Annotated in this window: 21 protein-coding genes; 12 read left to right on the top strand and 9 right to left on the bottom strand. The window is 68.0% G+C overall.

Annotated features, from left to right (window positions below; genetic code table 11):
- Window positions 1-6 precede the first annotated feature (6 nt).
- Window positions 7-1,578: a carboxylesterase/lipase family protein gene (locus A5699_RS21205; RefSeq protein ID WP_067773427.1), complete on the bottom strand. Its 1,572-nt coding sequence runs from the start codon at window positions 1,576-1,578 to the stop codon at window positions 7-9.
- A gap of 72 nt (window positions 1,579-1,650) precedes the next feature.
- On the opposite strand from A5699_RS21205, the gene A5699_RS21200 reads away from it, so the two are divergent.
- Together A5699_RS21200 and A5699_RS21195 are read left to right on the top strand one after the other, a co-directional pair.
- Window positions 1,651-1,986 carry a multidrug efflux SMR transporter gene (locus A5699_RS21200; RefSeq protein ID WP_067773425.1) on the top strand — a complete coding sequence of 112 codons (336 nt, stop codon included), beginning with the start codon at window positions 1,651-1,653 and terminating at the stop codon, window positions 1,984-1,986.
- Window positions 1,986-2,309, top strand: coding sequence for a multidrug efflux SMR transporter (locus A5699_RS21195; protein ID WP_067773422.1), 324 nt, complete (start codon window positions 1,986-1,988; stop codon window positions 2,307-2,309). The genes A5699_RS21200 and A5699_RS21195 overlap by 1 nt, the downstream gene beginning before the upstream one ends.
- On the opposite strand, the gene A5699_RS21190 is transcribed toward A5699_RS21195, so the two are convergent.
- Window positions 2,259-3,512: an MFS transporter gene (locus A5699_RS21190; RefSeq protein WP_067773419.1), complete on the bottom strand. Its 1,254-nt coding sequence runs from the start codon at window positions 3,510-3,512 to the stop codon at window positions 2,259-2,261. The two genes, A5699_RS21195 and A5699_RS21190, sit on opposite strands and share 51 nt — an antisense overlap.
- A gap of 63 nt (window positions 3,513-3,575) precedes the next feature.
- Here A5699_RS21190 and malQ point away from each other — a divergent pair, with 63 nt between their 5' ends.
- From malQ to A5699_RS21170, 4 genes are all read left to right on the top strand, one after another.
- Entirely contained in the window at window positions 3,576-5,717 is a 2,142-nt protein-coding gene (malQ, locus tag A5699_RS21185; RefSeq protein WP_067773550.1) for a 4-alpha-glucanotransferase, read from the top strand.
- Between the two features lie 79 nt (window positions 5,718-5,796).
- Complete coding sequence (locus A5699_RS21180; protein ID WP_067773416.1) at window positions 5,797-6,207, top strand: hypothetical protein; 411 nt, start codon at window positions 5,797-5,799, stop codon at window positions 6,205-6,207.
- Between the two features lie 97 nt (window positions 6,208-6,304).
- Window positions 6,305-7,204 (top strand): metal-dependent hydrolase, encoded by a 900-nt coding sequence (locus A5699_RS21175; protein WP_067773413.1) that lies wholly within the window; start codon window positions 6,305-6,307, stop codon window positions 7,202-7,204.
- A gap of 11 nt (window positions 7,205-7,215) precedes the next feature.
- Complete coding sequence (locus tag A5699_RS21170; RefSeq protein ID WP_067773547.1) at window positions 7,216-8,322, top strand: PDR/VanB family oxidoreductase; 1,107 nt, start codon at window positions 7,216-7,218, stop codon at window positions 8,320-8,322.
- A 4-nt stretch (window positions 8,323-8,326) separates the two neighbouring features.
- Here A5699_RS21170 and A5699_RS21165 read toward each other — a convergent pair whose 3' ends face one another.
- Window positions 8,327-8,824, bottom strand: a complete 498-nt coding sequence (locus tag A5699_RS21165) for an NUDIX domain-containing protein (protein WP_067773545.1) — start codon at window positions 8,822-8,824, stop codon at window positions 8,327-8,329.
- Between the two features lie 277 nt (window positions 8,825-9,101).
- Here A5699_RS21165 and A5699_RS21160 point away from each other — a divergent pair, with 277 nt between their 5' ends.
- Window positions 9,102-9,401, top strand: a complete 300-nt coding sequence (locus A5699_RS21160) for a hypothetical protein (protein WP_067773410.1) — start codon at window positions 9,102-9,104, stop codon at window positions 9,399-9,401.
- 101 nt (window positions 9,402-9,502) lie between these two features.
- Window positions 9,503-10,273 (top strand): SGNH/GDSL hydrolase family protein, encoded by a 771-nt coding sequence (locus tag A5699_RS21155; protein WP_067773542.1) that lies wholly within the window; start codon window positions 9,503-9,505, stop codon window positions 10,271-10,273.
- Window positions 10,274-10,285: 12 nt separating this feature from the next.
- Here A5699_RS21155 and A5699_RS21150 read toward each other — a convergent pair whose 3' ends face one another.
- Both A5699_RS21150 and A5699_RS21145 read right to left on the bottom strand, forming a co-directional pair.
- Window positions 10,286-10,849, bottom strand: coding sequence for a hypothetical protein (locus A5699_RS21150; protein WP_067773407.1), 564 nt, complete (start codon window positions 10,847-10,849; stop codon window positions 10,286-10,288).
- Between the two features lie 60 nt (window positions 10,850-10,909).
- Window positions 10,910-11,710: a ketosteroid isomerase family protein gene (locus A5699_RS21145; RefSeq protein WP_067773404.1), complete on the bottom strand. Its 801-nt coding sequence runs from the start codon at window positions 11,708-11,710 to the stop codon at window positions 10,910-10,912.
- An 87-nt stretch (window positions 11,711-11,797) separates the two neighbouring features.
- On the opposite strand from A5699_RS21145, the gene A5699_RS21140 reads away from it, so the two are divergent.
- The 3 genes from A5699_RS21140 to A5699_RS21130 all read left to right on the top strand — a co-directional run bounded on the left by A5699_RS21140 (window position 11,798) and on the right by A5699_RS21130 (window position 14,425).
- A complete protein-coding gene (locus tag A5699_RS21140; protein WP_067773401.1) occupies window positions 11,798-12,184 on the top strand; it encodes a hypothetical protein in 387 nt (128 codons plus the stop codon).
- Window positions 12,185-12,238: 54 nt separating this feature from the next.
- On the top strand, window positions 12,239-12,676 hold the full coding sequence (locus A5699_RS21135) for a hypothetical protein (protein WP_067773398.1): 438 nt from the start codon (window positions 12,239-12,241) through the stop codon (window positions 12,674-12,676).
- A gap of 84 nt (window positions 12,677-12,760) precedes the next feature.
- Window positions 12,761-14,425 carry an acyl-CoA synthetase gene (locus tag A5699_RS21130; protein ID WP_067773539.1) on the top strand — a complete coding sequence of 555 codons (1,665 nt, stop codon included), beginning with the start codon at window positions 12,761-12,763 and terminating at the stop codon, window positions 14,423-14,425.
- A gap of 53 nt (window positions 14,426-14,478) precedes the next feature.
- On the opposite strand, the gene A5699_RS21125 is transcribed toward A5699_RS21130, so the two are convergent.
- From A5699_RS21125 to A5699_RS21115, 3 genes are read right to left on the bottom strand one after another with little or no spacing between them, the layout of a single operon-like run.
- Window positions 14,479-14,946, bottom strand: a complete 468-nt coding sequence (locus tag A5699_RS21125) for an SRPBCC family protein (RefSeq protein WP_067773395.1) — start codon at window positions 14,944-14,946, stop codon at window positions 14,479-14,481.
- 5 nt (window positions 14,947-14,951) lie between these two features.
- Complete coding sequence (locus A5699_RS21120; RefSeq protein WP_067773392.1) at window positions 14,952-16,136, bottom strand: cytochrome P450; 1,185 nt, start codon at window positions 16,134-16,136, stop codon at window positions 14,952-14,954.
- Window positions 16,133-16,969 (bottom strand): mycofactocin-coupled SDR family oxidoreductase, encoded by an 837-nt coding sequence (locus tag A5699_RS21115; protein WP_067773389.1) that lies wholly within the window; start codon window positions 16,967-16,969, stop codon window positions 16,133-16,135. The genes A5699_RS21120 and A5699_RS21115 overlap by 4 nt, the downstream gene beginning before the upstream one ends.
- Window positions 16,970-17,058: 89 nt before the next feature.
- On the opposite strand from A5699_RS21115, the gene A5699_RS21110 reads away from it, so the two are divergent.
- Window positions 17,059-17,652, top strand: a complete 594-nt coding sequence (locus A5699_RS21110) for a TetR/AcrR family transcriptional regulator (RefSeq protein WP_076241546.1) — start codon at window positions 17,059-17,061, stop codon at window positions 17,650-17,652.
- Here the strand turns inward: A5699_RS21110 and A5699_RS30335 are convergent.
- Complete coding sequence (locus A5699_RS30335; protein WP_369806745.1) at window positions 17,610-17,990, bottom strand: hypothetical protein; 381 nt, start codon at window positions 17,988-17,990, stop codon at window positions 17,610-17,612. The two genes, A5699_RS21110 and A5699_RS30335, sit on opposite strands and share 43 nt — an antisense overlap.
- Between the last annotated feature and the right edge of the window lie 43 nt (window positions 17,991-18,033).

The following is an 18,033-nucleotide window of genomic DNA, read 5'->3' as shown; positions in this document are numbered from 1 at the left end:
TTCGTGCTATCGGAAGTTGAGGATGCGGCTTCCCCAGGCCGTGTGTAGATGACGGTCCAGGTCGGCGACGGTTTTGTCCTGTTTGTCTATCACCAGCGTGGCGCGGTCCTCGCGGCGGTACGGCCGCCACACCGGTTCCCCGGCGGCGCCGACGGGCTCGCCCGTGCCGGCGAAGTTGACCCACCGCCGACGCACCCGGCGGGACACGCCTCGCCCATGCTTGAGCCCGCCCAGTTTGAACGTCGGGTCCTTGGGCCCGGCGACCAGATTGCCCCACACGTACGGCAGCTCGGTGGCGTGGGCAGCGCCGAGCCGCAGCAGCCGCAGCATCGGGGTCGTGAAATCGAAGCGGTACAGGTAAACCGGTGCCACCGCGCTGTGCCCATCGGCGAACCACAGGGTCGGCATCCGAAAACCGATGTCGCGCGCCACGCCCAGGCCGATCGCCTTGGGCCGCAGGCCGGCGTACGCCGCGGCGACCTGTGCTTCGGTCGGCAACTGCAGCCCCGGCTGCTCGTCGGCGATCGCGGCGAACATGGTTCGCAGCGACTCGGGCGTGATCGGCATCAGGGGTGACTTCATCCAACGGAACACGGTGGCCTCGTGCTCGTTGGTGCCGATGATCAGCGGCACCGGGTGGCTGCGACCGTCCCGGGCGGCTGCCACCGGATAGTCCGGGACCAGATCGCCGTCGACGATGGGCGCGAAGGCCAGCAGGCCCGGCGACTGGTTGGGAACCGCGTCGTACACCTCTTTGGCCACGGCCAGCAGCCTGGGCACCGGCACTTCCGAGAGCTGCGCGACCTCGTCGCGCCCGATGCCCAGCCGATCCAGGACCTGGGCGGTGACCGCCCTGGCGCGCTCGGTGTCGTAGACCGATGTCGCCGGGGAACTCTGCGCGATGGCGGCGCTGAACAGCCCCTCGGCGGCCGGGCTGGTGAGCAGCGTGGTGATGATGCCGCCGCCGGCCGACTCGCCGAACAGGGTCACCCGGTTCGGGTCACCGCCGAACGCCGCGATGTTGTCACGTACCCACTGCAGCGCAAACAGCACGTCGCGCAATCCCGGGTTGGTGTCGAACCGCAGCCCCTTGGCACCCGGGTGCCCGTTGAACTCCGAGAGGTCGAGGAAACCGAAGGGACCCAGCCGATAGTTGACGGTGACCACCACGATGTCGCCCTCGCCCGCCAGCACCGCACCGTCGTAGAGCGGCTGGCTTCCCGAGCCGAGTACGTAGGCGCCACCGTGGATCCAGACCATCACCGGCTTGGCGTCGCCGGCCTCGGTCCCACTGGGTGCCCAGACGTTCAGGACGAGGCTGTCCTCGCCCTGCCGGCCGCCCAGGTCGATTGGCAGACGCGGGTCGGTGATCTGCGGGCAGACCGGCCCGGCGCCGGTCGCGTCGACGACCTCCTGCCGGCGTGGCGGCGGTTGCGGTGCGCGCCACCGCAACTCGGCGACCGGGGCCGCGGCGTAGCGAATGCCTATCCACCGCTTGGTCGTTCCGTCGTCGGTCCCGCGAACCGGGCCGTACCCGGTCTCGATGACCGGCGCACCGGCGTTGGTCGGATCGGGCATCGGGACTCCTGGGCAAAGCTGGACGGGCTCCCCCACCGTACCCACCGGCGTGACGGGAGATAAGTTTGTCCGGTGCGGACATGGGCGTTGTTGATCACGGCCGTCGTCACCGAAGTCACCGCCACCCTGTCGCTGCGCGCATCCCAGGACCATGCGGCCTGGCTGGTTCTGGTGGTGTCCGGTTACGCGGCGGCGTTCGTGTTGCTGACGCTGGTCCTGCGGGCGGGCATGCCCGTCGGCGTCGCGTACGGAATCTGGGGCGCGCTGGGCACCGCGGCAACCGCGGCGCTGGCCGCGGTGTTGTTCGGCGATCCGTTCACCTGGCCGATCATCGCCGGGATCGGGTTGATCGTCGCCGGCGTCCTGCTCGTCGAGCTGGGATCACACCCGCGTGGAGCCGAATCGTGATGTGGCTGGCCCTGTCTGGGGCGATCGTGGTGGAGGTGCTCGCAACGCTCGCGCTGCGCGCCTCGGACGGGTTCCGCCGTAAGGCCTGGATCGCACCGGTGGTGACCGGTTACGTCACGTCGTTCTATCTGCTGTGGCTGTCGCTGTCGCTGGGTGTGCCGGTGGGCATCGCCTACGGCATCTGGACCGCGTGCGGCGTCGCGCTGGTCGCCGTCATCGCCCGCTTCCTGTTCGCCGAACCGTTGACCCCACTGATGATGCTCGGCGTCGCATTAATCGTGTCGGGCGTCTTCACGATCGAGTTGGCCGGCGTCGGGACGTAGACCAGGTGCCGAGACCCGTCGGCCCGGTAACACCCCGGCCAGCAGGATGGCCACGATCCCGGCCAGCGGCACGACCAGCAGGCCGGCCCGCAATCCGGCGGCGTCGGCGACGAATCCGACGAGCAGTGGCGCACCGAAGAAACCGACCCGCATCAGCCAGGTGACCACGGTCAAGCCGGTGCCTGGCCGCAGACCGGGCAGCTGGTCGGCCGCATGCATGGCGGCCGGGACCAGGGTGGCCACCCCGAGACCGGCCAGCGCGAAGCCGGCGATCGTGAGGCCGATGCTCGGGAACGCGAGCGCGGTTCCCATCCCGACCGCGGTGATCACGCCGCCCGCCCGCACCACGGCGGCTTCGCCGAAGCGGTCGACCAGCCGGTCCCCGGTGAGCCGGCCCACGAACATGAACCCGACGAGCGCGATGTACCCGAAAACCGCCAGTGCCGGCGGTGCGTGCAGAAAGTCGCGCAAATACAAGGTGGCCCAGCTACTTCCGGAATCTTCGACCGTGGCACCGGCGATCGCGATCGACACCAGGGCCAGCAGCACCAGGTACACCCGCGGGCCGGCGCTGGTTCCGAGCGGCGCGTGCGCCGCCGGGTGGTCATCATGGTCGGGGCCGGGCAGCAGATAGCGGTAGGCGACCAGGGCCACCGCACTCAGCAGGGCGGCGATCACCGCAAGATGGAGGCTGCGCGGCACGCCGAGGGCGATGGCGCCGGCACCGGTGAGTCCGCCCAGGATCGCCCCGGCGGCCCACACCGCGTGCAGCGAATTGATGATCGAGCGGCCGTGTTCACGCTGCAGGCGCAGGCCGTGGGCATTCTGCGCCACATCGACCACCGAGTCGCAGGCCCCGGCCAGAAACAGGGCCGCGGCCAGCATCAGCGGTGTGCTCGACAATCCTGCTGCCACGATGAAGGACCCGAGGGCCACCGTGCCGATGACGGCGACCCGGGCACTGCGGAACCGCCGGATCAATGCTGCCGCAGTCAGTCCGGCAACCAGCGCCCCGCCGGAGAACGAGGCGACGGCGGCACCGTACACCGCATTGCTGAGGTGCAGGTCGGTCTTGATCTCCGGATAGCGCGGCAGCAGGTTGGCGAAGATCGCCCCGTTGGTGAGAAACAGCGCGCCGACGGCGATCCGCGCCCGGCGCAGGTCGACAGCGCCACGCTGATGCGGAGCCGAACTTCGTGCCATCGAGTCGACCCTACCGACGCCGTCGCCTGACACGATCGGCCCTTGGGCCGCAAGATTGAGACCATGACCGCACTCTCCCCAGCCCTGCTGGAGTTGGCCGGCCGCTACGGCGTGGCCGCGGAGTTCGAAGACTGGACCGGCCGGCGCACCGCTGTCAGCGAGTCGACACTGGTGGCCGTGCTCGACGCGCTGGGCGTGCCGGCCGGCACCGAACAGCAGCGTGCCGATGCGCTGGCCGCCCATGACCGGCAGTACTGGCAGCGCGCCCTGCCGCCGATCGTGCTCGGCCGGTCCGGGGTGGCGTCGAGGTTCTGGGTCCACGTCACCCACGGAGATCCGGCCGACGTCGCACTGTTGCTCGAGGACGGCACCGAACGAACCGGGCTGCGGCAACTGGAGAACAACCGTTCCCCGTACGACGCCGGGGACCGGCTGATCGGTGAGGCCACCTTCGAACTGCCCGCAGACCTACCGCTGGGCTATCACCGGCTCCGGTTGGGTCCGCCCGGCTCCCGCACCGAGACCCCGGTGGTGATCTCGCCGGGCACCCTGGCCCTGCCCGCCCGGCTGGGCCGACGGCGCGCGTGGGGGCTGGCCGTGCAGCTGTACAGCGTGCGCTCACGAAATTCCTGGGGCACAGGCGATCTCACCGACCTGACCGATCTCGCCGTGTGGTCTGCCAGCCGGCACGGCGCAAGCTTTCTCCTGGTCAACCCGCTGCACGCGGCCGCGCCGGCCGCGCCGATGGAGCCCTCCCCGTACCTGCCCACCTCACGACGCTTCGGCAATCCGCTGTACCTGCGGGTGGAGGCCATCGCAGAGTTCGCCGCGGTTCGCCATCGCCGGCGTCTCCGAGGGTTGCGGACCGCGCTCAACACACACGCCGACGGACATCCGACCATCGACCGGGACGCCGCCTGGCGGGCCAAGCGCGCAGCGCTGGAGCAGGTGTACCGGGTGCAGCGCTCGGCGGGCCGGGAGTTGGCCTACGCCGCGTTTCGCCACCGGCAGGGGCCGAGTCTGGACGATTTCGCGATCTGGTGTGCGCTGGCCGAGGAGTACGGCAACGACTGGCATGCCTGGCCGCACGCACTGCAACATCCGGGTAGCCCGGAGGTGGCCGAGTTCGCCGCGGCCAACCCGCAGGCCGTGGATTTCCATCGCTGGCTGCAGTGGGTGCTCGACGACCAGCTCACGGCGGCCCAGGCGACCGCACTGCAGGCCGGGATGGAGTTGGGCGTCATGAGTGATCTCGCGGTCGGCGTCGACCCCGACGGCGCCGACGCCTGGGCCCTCCAGGACGTGCTGGCCCTCGGCGTCACGGCGGGCGCGCCGCCGGACGAGTTCAACCAGCTCGGCCAGGATTGGTCGCAGCCGCCGTGGCGGCCGGACCGCCTCGCCGAGCAGGCCTACGAACCGTTCCGGGCGGTGGTCAACATGGCGTTGCGGCACTCCGGCGGCGTGCGTATCGACCACATCATCGGGATGTTCCGGTTGTGGTGGATTCCCAAAGGCGCCGCGCCCACCGAGGGCACCTATGTGCGCTATGACCACGAGGCGATGATCGGCATCATCGCGCTGGAGGCGCATCGGGCCGGCGCTGTCGTGGTCGGCGAGGATCTGGGCACGGTGGAACCGTGGGTGCGCGATTACCTGCACGACCGGGGCCTGTTCGGGACCTCGATCCTGTGGTTCGAGTCCCACACTTCGGGCGGGCCGCTACCCGCCGAACGGTGGCGGGAGTACTGCTTGTCCTCGGTGACCACCCATGACCTGCCGCCGACGCCGGGTTACCTGGCCGGCGCGCACGTGCGGTTGCGGGATGAACTCGGACTGCTGACCCGCCCGGCCGACGAGGAGCTGGCCGCCGACCGCGCCGCGCAGGGCGCCTGGTTCGAGGAGTTGCGCCGGGTGGGTCTGCTCGGGCCCGAAGCCGACACCGATCAGACCGTCACCGCGCTGTACCGGTACCTGGGCCGCACGCCGTCGAGACTGCTGGCACTGTCGCTGCCCGACGCGGTGGGCGACGTGCAGACCCAGAACCAACCAGGGACCACCGACGAGTACCCCAACTGGCGGATCCCGCTGACCGGCCCGGACGGGCAGCGTCTCCTGCTCGAGGACGTATTCGTCGATCCGCGGGCCGCGGCGTTGAGCGACGTCATGGCCGAGATCACCGCCCACGCCCGAGAGGCCGGTATGTAACGCGGGCGGCGTCTGCTCCGGTTTCACATTCATCAGTGCTGCGATATGTTCGCAACCGCACCCGACTGACGGAGTACACGTGAACAAGCTTGTTGCGCTCGGCGGCGGTCTGCTTGCCGCCGGTTCGATCGCCCTGGTGGCTGCCGGAACCGCCACCTCACAGCCGACCTCGACCTCGGTCAACGTCGTGGGCGAGCCGTACATGAAGGCGCTGGCGATCCTCAAGAGCCAGGGCGTCAAGGCCACCTTCGGCGGCTCGTTCGGCAGCGCTCTTCCGCAGGCCGAGTGCCTCGTCGACTCCCAGAAGGTCAACTCCAGCGGCAAGATGATCCTGATGCTGGATTGCAGTGAGGCCGCGGCCGAGCAGTCGGCCGATTCCGCCGTCCCGGGCGGTCCGCGCGTGGGCAGCAACGGCGTGACCACCGTGACGCCGACCCCGGTGGTTCCGATCGCGGGCGCGCCGGGGGCGGGCACACCACCGCCGGCCTGATCCTGCGGCGGGAATGACCGATCGAGTAACCCGGTACCGTCGTTCCCACCTAAATCCGTACACTGCTGAGAGACCACTCATTTCAGGGAGGCTCTCGATGCTGCGTCCGTTGCGGTTCGACCACGAGATCGATCCGGGCCCGGTACAGATCCAGGCCCGCAAGGTGCACTTCGATCTCGACGACATCCCGTTGCACTGGATTCCGGGGCATCCGGTGGCCTCGACCATGGTGAATTTGTTCAACGTGGTGCTGCCGATGGCCGAACACTGGTTCGTGGCGACGTTCAACGAAGCGCTGCCGTATGTGCGCGATCCCCAACTCGCCGACGACATGCGGGGTTTCATCGGGCAGGAAGCCACCCACGCCGAAACCCACGACAAGGTGCTCGACGAGTTCCTCACCGCGCACGGTGTCGATTACCAGCCGATCCTGTCGGTGGTCGAGCACATGTTCACCAAGATGCTGGCCCCGACCACCTCGACCGATCCGCGTCGCAAGCTGTCGAACCTCTGCGACCGGCTGTGGCTCATCGCGGCCATCGAGCACTACACGGCCGTGCTGGGCGACTTCGTGCTGAACTGCACGTGGCAGGACTACGACGCCGATCCGACGATGACCGATCTGTTCCGCTGGCACGGCAGCGAGGAAGTCGAGCACCGCAGCGTCGCTCACGACGTCGCGGTGTACTTCCAGGACAGCTATTACAGCCGGGTGCGGGCGATGTCGGTCGCGGCCACGGCGGTCTATCTGTTCTTCCAGCGCGGCTGTTGGGCAATGGTCAAGCGCGACCCGTCGCTCGACATCGGCTGGTGGCAGATGAACCGGATGCGCATCCGCGATTCCAAACTCGGCCTGCTGCCCAAATTCTCCCGGATGTTCGGCACCCACACCCTGACGTACTGCCGGCCCGGCTTCTCTCCGGAGGAGATGGGCTCGACCGCGCAGGCGGTCGCCTATCTGGCCAGTTCCCCCGCGGCGCGGGCCGCCCATCTGTGACGGGCCGCGGTATGCCGCTGTTGTCGCGCTATCGTCAACTGCCGCCGAGTATGTCGGGGCGGTTCCGGCACGATCCGATGCTCGGTCTGGCCGAGGTGACGATCTCCACCATGTGGGCGGTCAGCCGCTATCTGCGCCGGCCCACCCCACCTCCGGAACTCGACCGCACGATCACGTTGACCGTGACCGAGCGGCAGGTGGTCGCCCACGATCAGGACGTCATCGCCCTGACACTCGCCGCTGCCGACGGTCGCCCGCTGCCGCAGTGGCACCCCGGTGCGCACATCGATTTGCACCTGGCCAGCGGGCGGATCCGCCAGTATTCGCTGTGCGGCGATCCCGCGGTGACCGACAGCTATCGAATTGCGGTGCGGCGCATACCTACTGGCGGCGGCGGTTCCGTCGAGGTGCACGACACCCTTACGGTCGGCACCCGGGTCAGCACACACGGCCCGCGTAATGCGTTCGCCCTCACGGTGCCCGGTTACGGCTCCCCCGCGCAACGGTTCCGCTTCATCGCCGGTGGGATCGGCATCACCCCGATCTTGCCGATGCTGAGCCTGGCCACCCGGCTGGGGGTTGACTGGTCGATGGTCTACGCCGGGCGCAGCCGCGACAGCCTGCCGTTCCTCGACGAGTTGGCCCGATTCGGTGACCGGATCGAGGTACGCACCGACGATGTCCACGGCCTGCCCAGTCCCGCAGACCTGCTGGGCGCTTGCCCGGACGGCACCACGGTGTACGCCTGTGGCCCGGCACCGATGTTGACCGGCGTCCGCAGTGCCCTGGTCGGCCGGGACGACGTCGAGCTGCATTTCGAAAGGTTCGCTGCGCCACCGGTTGTCGACGGCGCCGAGTTCTCGGTCACGATCGCCTCAACCGGTGCGAACGTGACGGTCGCGGCCGACGAAACACTGTTGGCCGCATTGGGACGGTCCGGGGTGAATGCCCCGTACTCCTGTCGCCAGGGGTTCTGCGGCACGTGCCGGATCCGGGCCACCGACGGGACGGTACAACACCGCGACACGTTGTTGACCGACCCGGAGCGCGACGCCGGTTATCTGTTGACGTGTGTGTCGCGGGCCGAGGCCGGGCAACGGTTGACCCTCGATCTGTGAGTCGTCAACAGGTGGGCGGGTCTCCCTCGCCATACCCGGCCAGCTGCGGCGCGGCCATCAACTGATCGAGCAGCGGGCGCTGCCCGGCGAGCAGCTTCTCCCGGGCGACTGCCACCGAAACCCAAGCGACCCGGTCGATTTCAGGAAACTCGACGAAGCGTCCGGACCCTTTCGGCAACTCCACGGTGAAGGTGTTGCTGACCGCCGCGGCCGGCTCGAAGTCCCCCTGGACCGCGAACGCCGTGACCACCTTGCCGCCGGCCTGCTTCACCGGAACCAGATCGATGCGCGGACCGGCAGGCGGCGGCGAGCCGAGTTCCTCGGCGAACTCTCGTTGCGCAGCCAGCCACGGATCCTCGCCCTCGGTGTACTCCCCCTTGGGCACCGACCAGGCCCCGGCGTCTTTGCGGGCCCAGAATGGTCCACCCGGATGGGCGATCAAGACCTCCACCCCGGTTCCGACGAAGCGGTACAGCAACACCCCGGCGCTCAGCTTGGCCACCGGATGCACGCTACGCGATGAGCCGATCACCGCGATTCGCCTCGGCCCGCCGGTGACGTACGCCACGTTGCTACAGCGCGGTGGCTCGTCTCACTTCAGACGCGGTGCCCACGTGTGACGCAGCCCTCGTCAAGGGTTTTCGGCCCGCCGGAATTTAAATTGTGAACTGCCGGTTAACCAGTAGGTAACACCTAAAAAGACCGGCGACGGCGCGTGGGCGGGGCGTCGTCGACGACCTTGACGCGACACAACAGAAGAGTGAAAGAAGGCACGAAAGATGATGAGGATCGGGTTTGCCGCGGCGTTCGCAGGCGCCGCTGCCGCGGCGGTGATCGGCTTGGCCGCACCCGCTCAGGCAGCACCGAGCGGTCCGGGCAACGCCGAGCAGACGATCAGCCAACTGCAGTCGCAGGGCTACAAGGTGATCGTCAACCACGTCGGTTCCACCCCGCTGAACAAGGCAACCGTCGTGGCTGTGCGCCCGGGTCAGACCTACAGCCGGACGGATTCGGGAAGCCCTGGCGGCGACTTGCAGACCACCGTATTGAACAAGACAGTTTACGTAGATGTGAAGTAAGCCCAAACATCGCGAAACACCAAGGAGGGGCGCCCATTTCGGGTGCCCCTCCTCGGCGTCCGGGGGAAGTGGCCGAGACGGTGCGCGCTAAAGTCGCCGACGTGCGACGTTTTTCCCGCTATGTCGCCCTGGGCGACAGCCAGACCGAAGGACTCTGGGACGGCGACGACACCGTCGGCCTGACCGGTTTCGCCGACCGGCTCGCGGCCCGCCTCGACGCGCTCTATCCGGGGCTGGGTTATGCCAATCTGGCCATCCGGGGTCACCGGATCGGCGATCTGCTGCACACCCAATTGCCGACCGCACTGTCGATGTGTCCCGACCTGGTCACCGTCTGCATCGGGATGAACGACGTGACCCGGCCGGGGCGCTCGTTCCAGCGCGCGTTGGATGACCTGGACTACCTCTACCGCACGCTGGCGGATTCCGGTGCCACGGTGGTCACCACGACGTTCCCGGACATCACCCAGATCCTGCCGGTGGGCCGACTGCTCGGGAAGCGGGTGGTCCAGATCAACGGCGTCATCAACGATGCCGCCGATCGATACGGGTTCCGCCTCGTGGATCTCTACGCGGCTCCCTCGATGCGTGAGCCGCAGACGTGGAGCGCCGACCGGGTGCACGGTTCGGCCCGGGGGCACGCATTGTTCGCCGCGGCGGCGGCCGAAGCGCTCGAATTGCCCGGCAGCGACCATGATTGGGCACTGGCCAACGAGCCGGCCCAGTTCCAGACCTTCCGGTCCCGCGCCTACTCACAGGTGTTGTGGACGCAGAACATGCTGATGCCGTGGCTATGGCGCCATCTTCGCGGCCGGTCGGGCGGTGCGGGCCACTCGCCGCGTCGGCCTGAGCTGATGTTCCTCGGCGGTTGAGCGGGCTTGAGGTCAGATGCCGGTCCAGGCGGAGTCGAGTTCCTTGGCCACGTCGATCACCTTGGCCTGCTCGGATTCCGGGCTGTCGATCTCGCCGGCCACGTGCGCGGCGATGAACCGTTTGATCTCGGCGTCCACCCCGGCCAGGATGCGCAGCACCTCCGCGCGCAGCGACGTGGAGGTGACATGGATCGAGATGTCGGACGGGCGCGGCTTCTTGACATCGAGGATCAGCAGCAGCGGCTCGGCCGCCAAAGCCGAGGCGCGCAACGCTATTTCGCCGAACACCATGAACTTGGGCCGGTCGATGCGTAGGTCGATCGTCATGTCGATCTCCAGCGGTATCCGGATGGAGAACGTGATGGTGTCACCGACGATGCGGCTGACCCGGGGCTTTTGGATCTTGACCCGCGCGGTGACCTTGGCGATCTTTCCGGGCCCCTGGGCGATGGGCCCCATTTCGAACTCGTCGCCGGCGATCGCCCCGATGGCGTCGCCGACCCGGTCCTCGGAGACGGCCACCTCGAAGAACCGACGGCCGAATTCCTCGTAGGTGATGTATGCGTGGTCAGCCATGATCCTTCTACGGTCTCATGACGGCGCCGCGGCGGGGTGCAGCCGGGCCGGAAGTTCCGCTCACATCGCCTCCGCGTAGTACCGCACCCGCGAGATCGCACGTGGCTTGCCGCCGAGTTCGGCGATCAGCACCGCGCGCCCTCCGCCGTTGTCCAGCCCGGCCACCACGCTGGATCCCGAGGCGATCAGCTTGCACCAGACGCCGCCCGCGATGCGGTCCACCAAACCCGACGTGGTCGTCGGTACGTCGTCGCCGAAGCAGATGGAGGTGCCGGTCCCGAGCCGTCGCTGTACGGCGACCGCGTCGCCCGCGCACAGGTCGTCGAGCAGTCCGGCGATCAGGCGCTTACCCGCCCGGCCCGGGCCGCCGACGCCCTTCGCGAAGCCCAGCGCTCCCGCCGGCCCCTGATTGCGCAGCAGCGCCCCGGCCAGCTTCAGGCCGACCGGCAGCGCCCCGACGCCGGCGCGAGCGAACTGTTCGATCATCGACGGCAGCTCCCAGTACGCCTGCAGTTCCGCGATGGCCGGTCCATCCGGGCCGGGGCTGACGGCGTAACGCAGGTAAGCCGGAATCCGCATGGTGACCGATGCACTCATGGCCACCTCGAGTTCCAGGTCACGGATCACCGTCGAGCCGGCGACGATGTCGGCATCGCGGTGGAACGTGATGTCGCGCGGGGCGATGAAGGTGTCGTAGAAGCGTCCGATCTCGACGCGTCCGCGGTGCGCTCGCGAACCCACCGGATCTTCGACCCGTCCGCCCGCAGCGAACAATCCCACCCACCGAAGGCGGTCGTGTGCGCCCGCTGCCTGCGGCGACAGCTCGACGGTGGCTAACAGGTCGTCCCGCGTGAAGGCCATCTGCTTCGTTTACCATCCCGCCCGTCGGCCAGTGCGCGCACACTGGTGTTTGACACGTGGCAAGCCCACCACATCGAGGAGAGCGCAATGAGTGGCAGTGGACCGTTCGGGTTCGATCCCGAGGATTTCGACCGCGTCGCCCGCGAGGCCGGTGAGGGGTTGCGCGAGGCTCTCGACGGGTTGGGCCGGTTTCTCAACAACCCCGGTCAAGGCGTCGGGTGGGCAGGCCTGCTCGATGAGGTGACCAGGTTTTCCCGGCCGAGGACCGAGCCGGAGACCACCGGCGAGGCGGGCGACGGTGTATGGGCGATCTACACCGTCGACGAAGCCGGCGGCGCCCACATCGAGCAGGTCTATCCCAGTGAGCTCGAAGCGCTGCGCGCCAATGCCGGCAACACCGATCCCGGCCGTCGGGTGCGGTTCCTGCCGTATGGCATCGCGGTCAGCGTGCTCGACACCGATACCGGTGAGTAACAACGGCTCCGAATGCCGACTGCTCGGCTCGGTGACCGGCTAGGCTCTTGCCCCATGATTCGCGAGTTCTTCGGTGCCACGGCAGTCGCGGCGGCGGCACTGGCAACAGCGCTGTCGGTGGCGCCGGGTGCGGCCGCTGACGACAACAGCAACATGTACCCGGACAACCCGGGCCGCTACCCCACCGATGTGCCGGGGATGAGCTACGAGGCGTCCAACGGTGCGCCGTGCTACAGCTGGGAACGCAACGTGTTCGGGCGCGGCCCGGGCGGAACAGCGATGCAGTGCCGCTGGATCCCCAACCAGTGGCCGCCGGTCTACACCGGATTCTGGACTTATGCCTATCCGTTGCACGGTGTGCAGGAGATCGGCTCACCGTGCCCGGGGCCGCAGGCCGCGGCGCAGTCCCCCGACGGACGGCCGATGTTGTGCCTCGGGGCGCAGGGCTGGCAGCCCGGCGTGTTCACCGGTGACGGGTTCTTCCCGGGCTGAGGCCCGCGTCACAGGCCACCGGCCATACACGTAAGCGATCAGTGTATGGTCGGGTGGCCCGAATCCGTGCACACCAGGAGTGCCATGAGCGCTGACGTGAAATTCGATCTGTCCACAGTGTTCTCGACCGTGGCGCGAGCCATCGGCGATCAGACCTTCCTGGTGTGGCGGGACCGGCGGTTGACCTACCGCGAGTTCGACGCCCGCGTCGACGGTTTTGCCCACTACCTGGTTTCTGCCGGCCTCGGTGCGCACACCGAACGCGACGCGCTGGCCGGGCACGAGTCCGGTCAGGATCACCTCGGCATCTACCTGCGCAACGGCAACGAGTACCTGGAATCGATGATCGGCAGCTATCGCGCGCGGGTGGCCCCGTTCAACGTCAGCTACCGCTACGTCGAAGAGGAACTGCTCTACCTGCTGACCGACTCCAACGCCCGGGCGGTGATCTACAACGCCGAGTTCGCCCCGAGGGTGGCCGCGATCCGCGACCGGTTGCCGAATCTGCAGGTGCTGATTCAGGTGGCCGACGAATCCGGCAACGACCTGCTGCCCGGCGCGGTCGATTACGAGACGATCCTGAAAACCCCGGCGCCGCAAACCGGTATGCCCACACCCTCGGGTGACGACCTGTACATCCTCTACACCGGCGGCACCACCGGCATGCCCAAGGGCGTGCTGTGGCGCCAGCACGACATCTTCCTGTCCTCGATGGGCGGACGCCCGTTCGGCAGCGACACGTGCCTCAGCTCGTACGAGGAACTCGCCGAACGGGCCGCCAACGCCGGCGGCGGATTGTCACTGTTGATGATCCCGCCGTTCATGCACGGCGCCGCCCAGTGGGCCTCCTACAACGTGGTCACCATGGGCGGCAAGTTGGTGATCCCCGACGATGTGGTGCGGATGCAGCCGGACAACGTGCTTCAGTTGGCCGAACGCGAACGGGTGCTGAGCATCCCGGTGGTGGGCGACGCGATCGCCCGGCCGCTGGTCGACGAGATCGAGAAGGGCGGCTACGACCTGTCCGGCCTGTTCACCATCACCAACGGCGGTGCGCCGCTGTCCCCGACCGTGCGCAAACGCATCCTGACCGCGCTGCCGCACCTGACCCTGCTCGACGCCGTCGGCGCATCGGAATCCGGGGCACAGATGAGCACCTTCTCGACCGCCGGCGGTGAGAGCGAGGCCGCGACGTTCACCCCGCAGTCCGACACCGGCGTGGTGGCCGAGGATCTGTCCCGGGTGCTCGGGCCCGGTGAGGGCGGCGGCTGGCTGGCGCGCCGGGACCTGATCCCCCTGGGCTACCTCGGCGACGAGGCCAAGACCGCGCGCACGTTCCCGACCATCGACGGGGTGCGCTGGTCGGTTCCGGGCGACCGGGCAAATGTCTTGGAAAACGGGCGTATTCAGCTGCTGGGCCGCGACTCGGTCACCATCAACTCAGGTGGGGAGAAGATCTTCGTCGAGGAGGTCGAGCGGGCCGTCTCCGCGCATCCGGCGGTGTACGACGTGGTGGTGGTCGGCCGGCCGTCGGAACGTTGGGGCAGCGAGGTCGTGGCGGTGGTGCAGTTCGCCGAGGGCGCGTCGGCCACCGACGAGGAGCTCATCGAGGTGTGTCAGCAGTCGATTGCCCGCTACAAGATCCCCAAGGCGTTCATCCGCTCGGCGCAGATCGTACGTTCGCCCGCAGGCAAGGCCGATTACCGCTGGGCCAAATCGGTGGCGACCGAGCCCGCGGAGGCGGTCTAGTTCCCCGCGCGAGCCGACACTAAAACCCCTGAAATCAACGGGTTTTAGGGGTTTCACGTCTGCTCGCGGGAGAAGTGGGTGCCGATCGCGGCGAGCATCGTGGAGTGCGCGGCAACCGCCTGCGCCACGGTGACCGGCAGCAACGGCCGGGGCGCGGCCATCGTCAGCTCCTCGGTGATCCTGGTTCCGGTTTCGGTGGCGGCGAAATCCACTCGGCTGTCCAACGTCACCCGCGGGAACTGGCGGGCCTGGGCGGTGACGACGCCGGAGGTCGGCACCACGAGGCGGGCCCGGTAGGTGATCGGTATCGTGAAGGGCCCCAAGGGGATCCGGTCGCGGACCCGGTAATCCTGCCGATACCCGTCGGCCAGGTCCAATCGGGCCCCGCGACGCACCCACTGCACCAGCGGATGGACCTGGGCGATGTTGTCCAAGTCGACGTAGAACGCCCGGACCCGCGCCGGCGGTGCGGGCACCTGCGCGCTGACACTGCGGCGGGCCTGCCCGATCCAGAGGTTCACCTGAGTCAGTTCACCACGATGCGTAGCTGCTCCCAGCCGCGCACGGTCGAGGTTGGCGCCAGTTGCGCACCGTCATAGTCGATCTCCCATTCGGGGAACCGATTGAGCAGTTCGTCGAGGGCCACCCGGCCTTCGAGGCGGGCCAGGTTGGCACCCAGGCAGTAGTGCAGACCCTTGCCGAAGGTCAGGTGGCTGATGTTGTCGCGGTGGATGTCGAAGGTGTCGGGGTTGCGGTACCGGCGTGGGTCCCGGTTGGCCGCCCCGAACAACAGCAGCATGGCGCTGCCGGCCGGAACCGTGATGCCGTCATATGCGAAATCCCTTGCCACCCAACGGGCAACGTGCGGTCCGGTGGGTTCGAAGCGTAACGTCTCGTCGACCGCGCGGGTCAGCAGCGAACGATCCTGCGCCACTTCGCGACGCTGGTCGGGATGTTCGGCCAGCACCTTGGCCAGCCAGCCGATGAGCCGGCCGGTGGTCTCGTTGCCCGCCCCGGCGACCACCTGGGTGTAATGCAACACCTCTTTACGGTTGAGCTTGCGGTTGACCCCGAATTCATCGGTGAACTCGACATTGAGCAGCGCTGTCATCAGGTCGTCGGACGGGTTCTTCGACCGCCATTCGACGTAGTCGGCGTAGATCCGGCCATCGGCGATCCGGTCGGCCTGCGCCACCTTCATCGGGGCACCCGGTTTGGTGCGCAGGTTGGCGTCGTTGGCGTCGCGAACCCCGATCTGCTCGGATTCCGGTATGCCGAGCAGCATTCCGATGACCCGCATGGGCATCATCGAGGCCAGTTCGGCGATGATGTCGAAGCCGCCGGACCCGACCAGCGGATCGAGGCACCGCACGCAGAACTGCCGGATCTGGTCCTCGATCTCGGCCATCCGCCGCGGCGTGAACACCCGTGACATCAAGCCGCGTAGCAACGTGTGCATCGGCGGATCCTCGAACATCATCACGCCCGGCGGCATGTCGAAGTCCGACTTCACCAGTTCGAGGATGTCACTTCGGCTGTTGGAGAACGTTTCCCAGTCCGACAGCGCCTTTTCCACGTCGGCGTGCCGGGACAGTGCCCAGAAGTCGTAACGCTCGTTGTGGTAGAGCGGGGCCTCATCGCGCAGGCGGGCGTAGACCGGGTACGGGTCGGCGACGATACCGATGTCGTAGGGGTCGTAGTACACGGTCATTTCAGGCAACTGCCGGCGTCGACGGGCAGGGTGACCCCGGTGATGTACCGAGCCTCGTCCGAGGCCAGGAACAGCACCGCATTGCTGATGTCCTCGGGAGACACCCATGGGATCGGCAGCATGTGAAACGTCTGGCAGATCGGCGCCAGATCGTCGGGCCCCGGGTTCTCCAGGTCCGGCCGGAACATCCGGTACGTCGTGTCGTTCATCAGCATGGGGCTGTCGACGTGGGTGGGATGCACCGAGTTCACCCGGATCGAATGCTGTCCCAACTCGACGGCGAAGCTGCGCATCAGCCCCACCACACCGTGTTTGGCCGCCACATAGTGACCGGTGAAGGGATAGGCCTTGGAACCGGCCACCGAACTGGTCAGGATGATCGAACCGCCTCGGCCACCGGCAAGCATGTGCGGCACACCGGCTTTCACCGTTTTCCACACCCCACTGAGGTTGACGTCGATCATCTCCTGCCAGAGGTCCTCGTCCATCCGGTCCAGCCTCACGCCGGTGGTACCGATACCCGCGTTGGCCGCGATGATGTCCAGCCGGCCGAGTTGTTCGACGCCGCCGCCGACCGCGCCCGCCAGGGCGTCGAAATCGCGCACATCGACCTCGGCGGTGACGATCCTCCTCCCGAGGTTCTTGACCAGATCAGCGGTTTCGGCCAGATCCGCGGCAGTGGACCCGAGCGCCGGTGACCGCTCGAAAGTGGCGCAGATGTCGACGGCGATGATGTCGGCACCTTCTTGGGCCAGCCGCACCGCATGGCTGCGTCCCTGTCCGCGGGCCGCCCCGGTGATCAATGCGACCTTGCCGTCCACCCGACCTGTCATCCCCCACCCTCCGCCAACTTTGGGCGATCGCCCAATAACTACACTCAGGCCATGTCTAGCAGTCGCCGCCGCGCGTGGTCAAGGGTGCGATGAGCACCCCGAAAACAACCGCCGGACGCGACTCCACCACCCGGCGGGCACTGATTCGGGCCACCGCGGCAGTCATGCTCGAGGAGGGCTACGCCGCGGCCACATCGCGACGGGTGGCCGCACACGCCGGCGTCAAACCCGCACTCGTGCACTACTACTTCCCCAGCATGGACGACTTGTTCATCGCCGTCCTGCAGGCCGGTGCCGAGTCCAACCTGAGCACCCAGCAGCAGGCATTCGCCGAAGATCGCCCACTGCAAGCACTGTGGGAGCTCAACAACACCCAGGGTGCCGCGCTGTGGATGGAGTTCATGGCATTGGCCAACCACCGCAAGGCAATCCGTAGTGAGATCGCCGGCTACGCCGACCGTTTCCGCGAGCTCGAAGAGGCGGCGATGGCCTCGGCGCTGGAGTCCCACGGCGTCGACACCGACGAGTTCCCGCCGGTGGTGATGTCGATGATCGTGGCCAGCCTGGCCCGCATCCTCGTGCTCGAGGACGGGCTGGGCATCAACCGCGGCCATGCCCAGGCACAGCAATTCGTACGACGCTATCTGGACCGGTTCGAGCTCAACCCGGGTGAGCGAGCATGAGCCTTCTGCACGAGTTGATCTCGACTGCGGCACTCACCGCACCACGGCGCGCGGCCGTCATCGCCGACGACGGAACCACCGCGACGTTCGCCGAGTTCGATCGTCAGATCCGCGGTGTCGCAGGCTGGGTCGCCGATCGGACCGCCCCGGGCGACCGGGTTGCCGTGATCGCCGACAACAGCGCGGCCTACGCCCAGCACCAGGCGCGGCGCCGCAGTGGCCAGCTGAACCGCTTGCTCGGCGGGGCTGAGCCGCTGGTTGATCAAGGTCAGCACGCACCCGCTGTGGGGCACCGCGTAATACAGCTGGGCGTAGGCCGCGCTGTTGTCGGCGATCACGGCAACCCGGTCGCCCGGGGCGGTCCGATCGGCGACCCAGCCT

Origin of the sequence: Mycobacterium sp. E802 (assembly GCF_001666875.1) — a bacterium.
Classification (GTDB): Bacteria; Actinomycetota; Actinomycetes; order Mycobacteriales; family Mycobacteriaceae; genus Mycobacterium.
The sequence above is the reverse complement of the archived record's forward strand: the minus strand, read 5'-3'. Positions and strand labels throughout refer to the sequence as shown.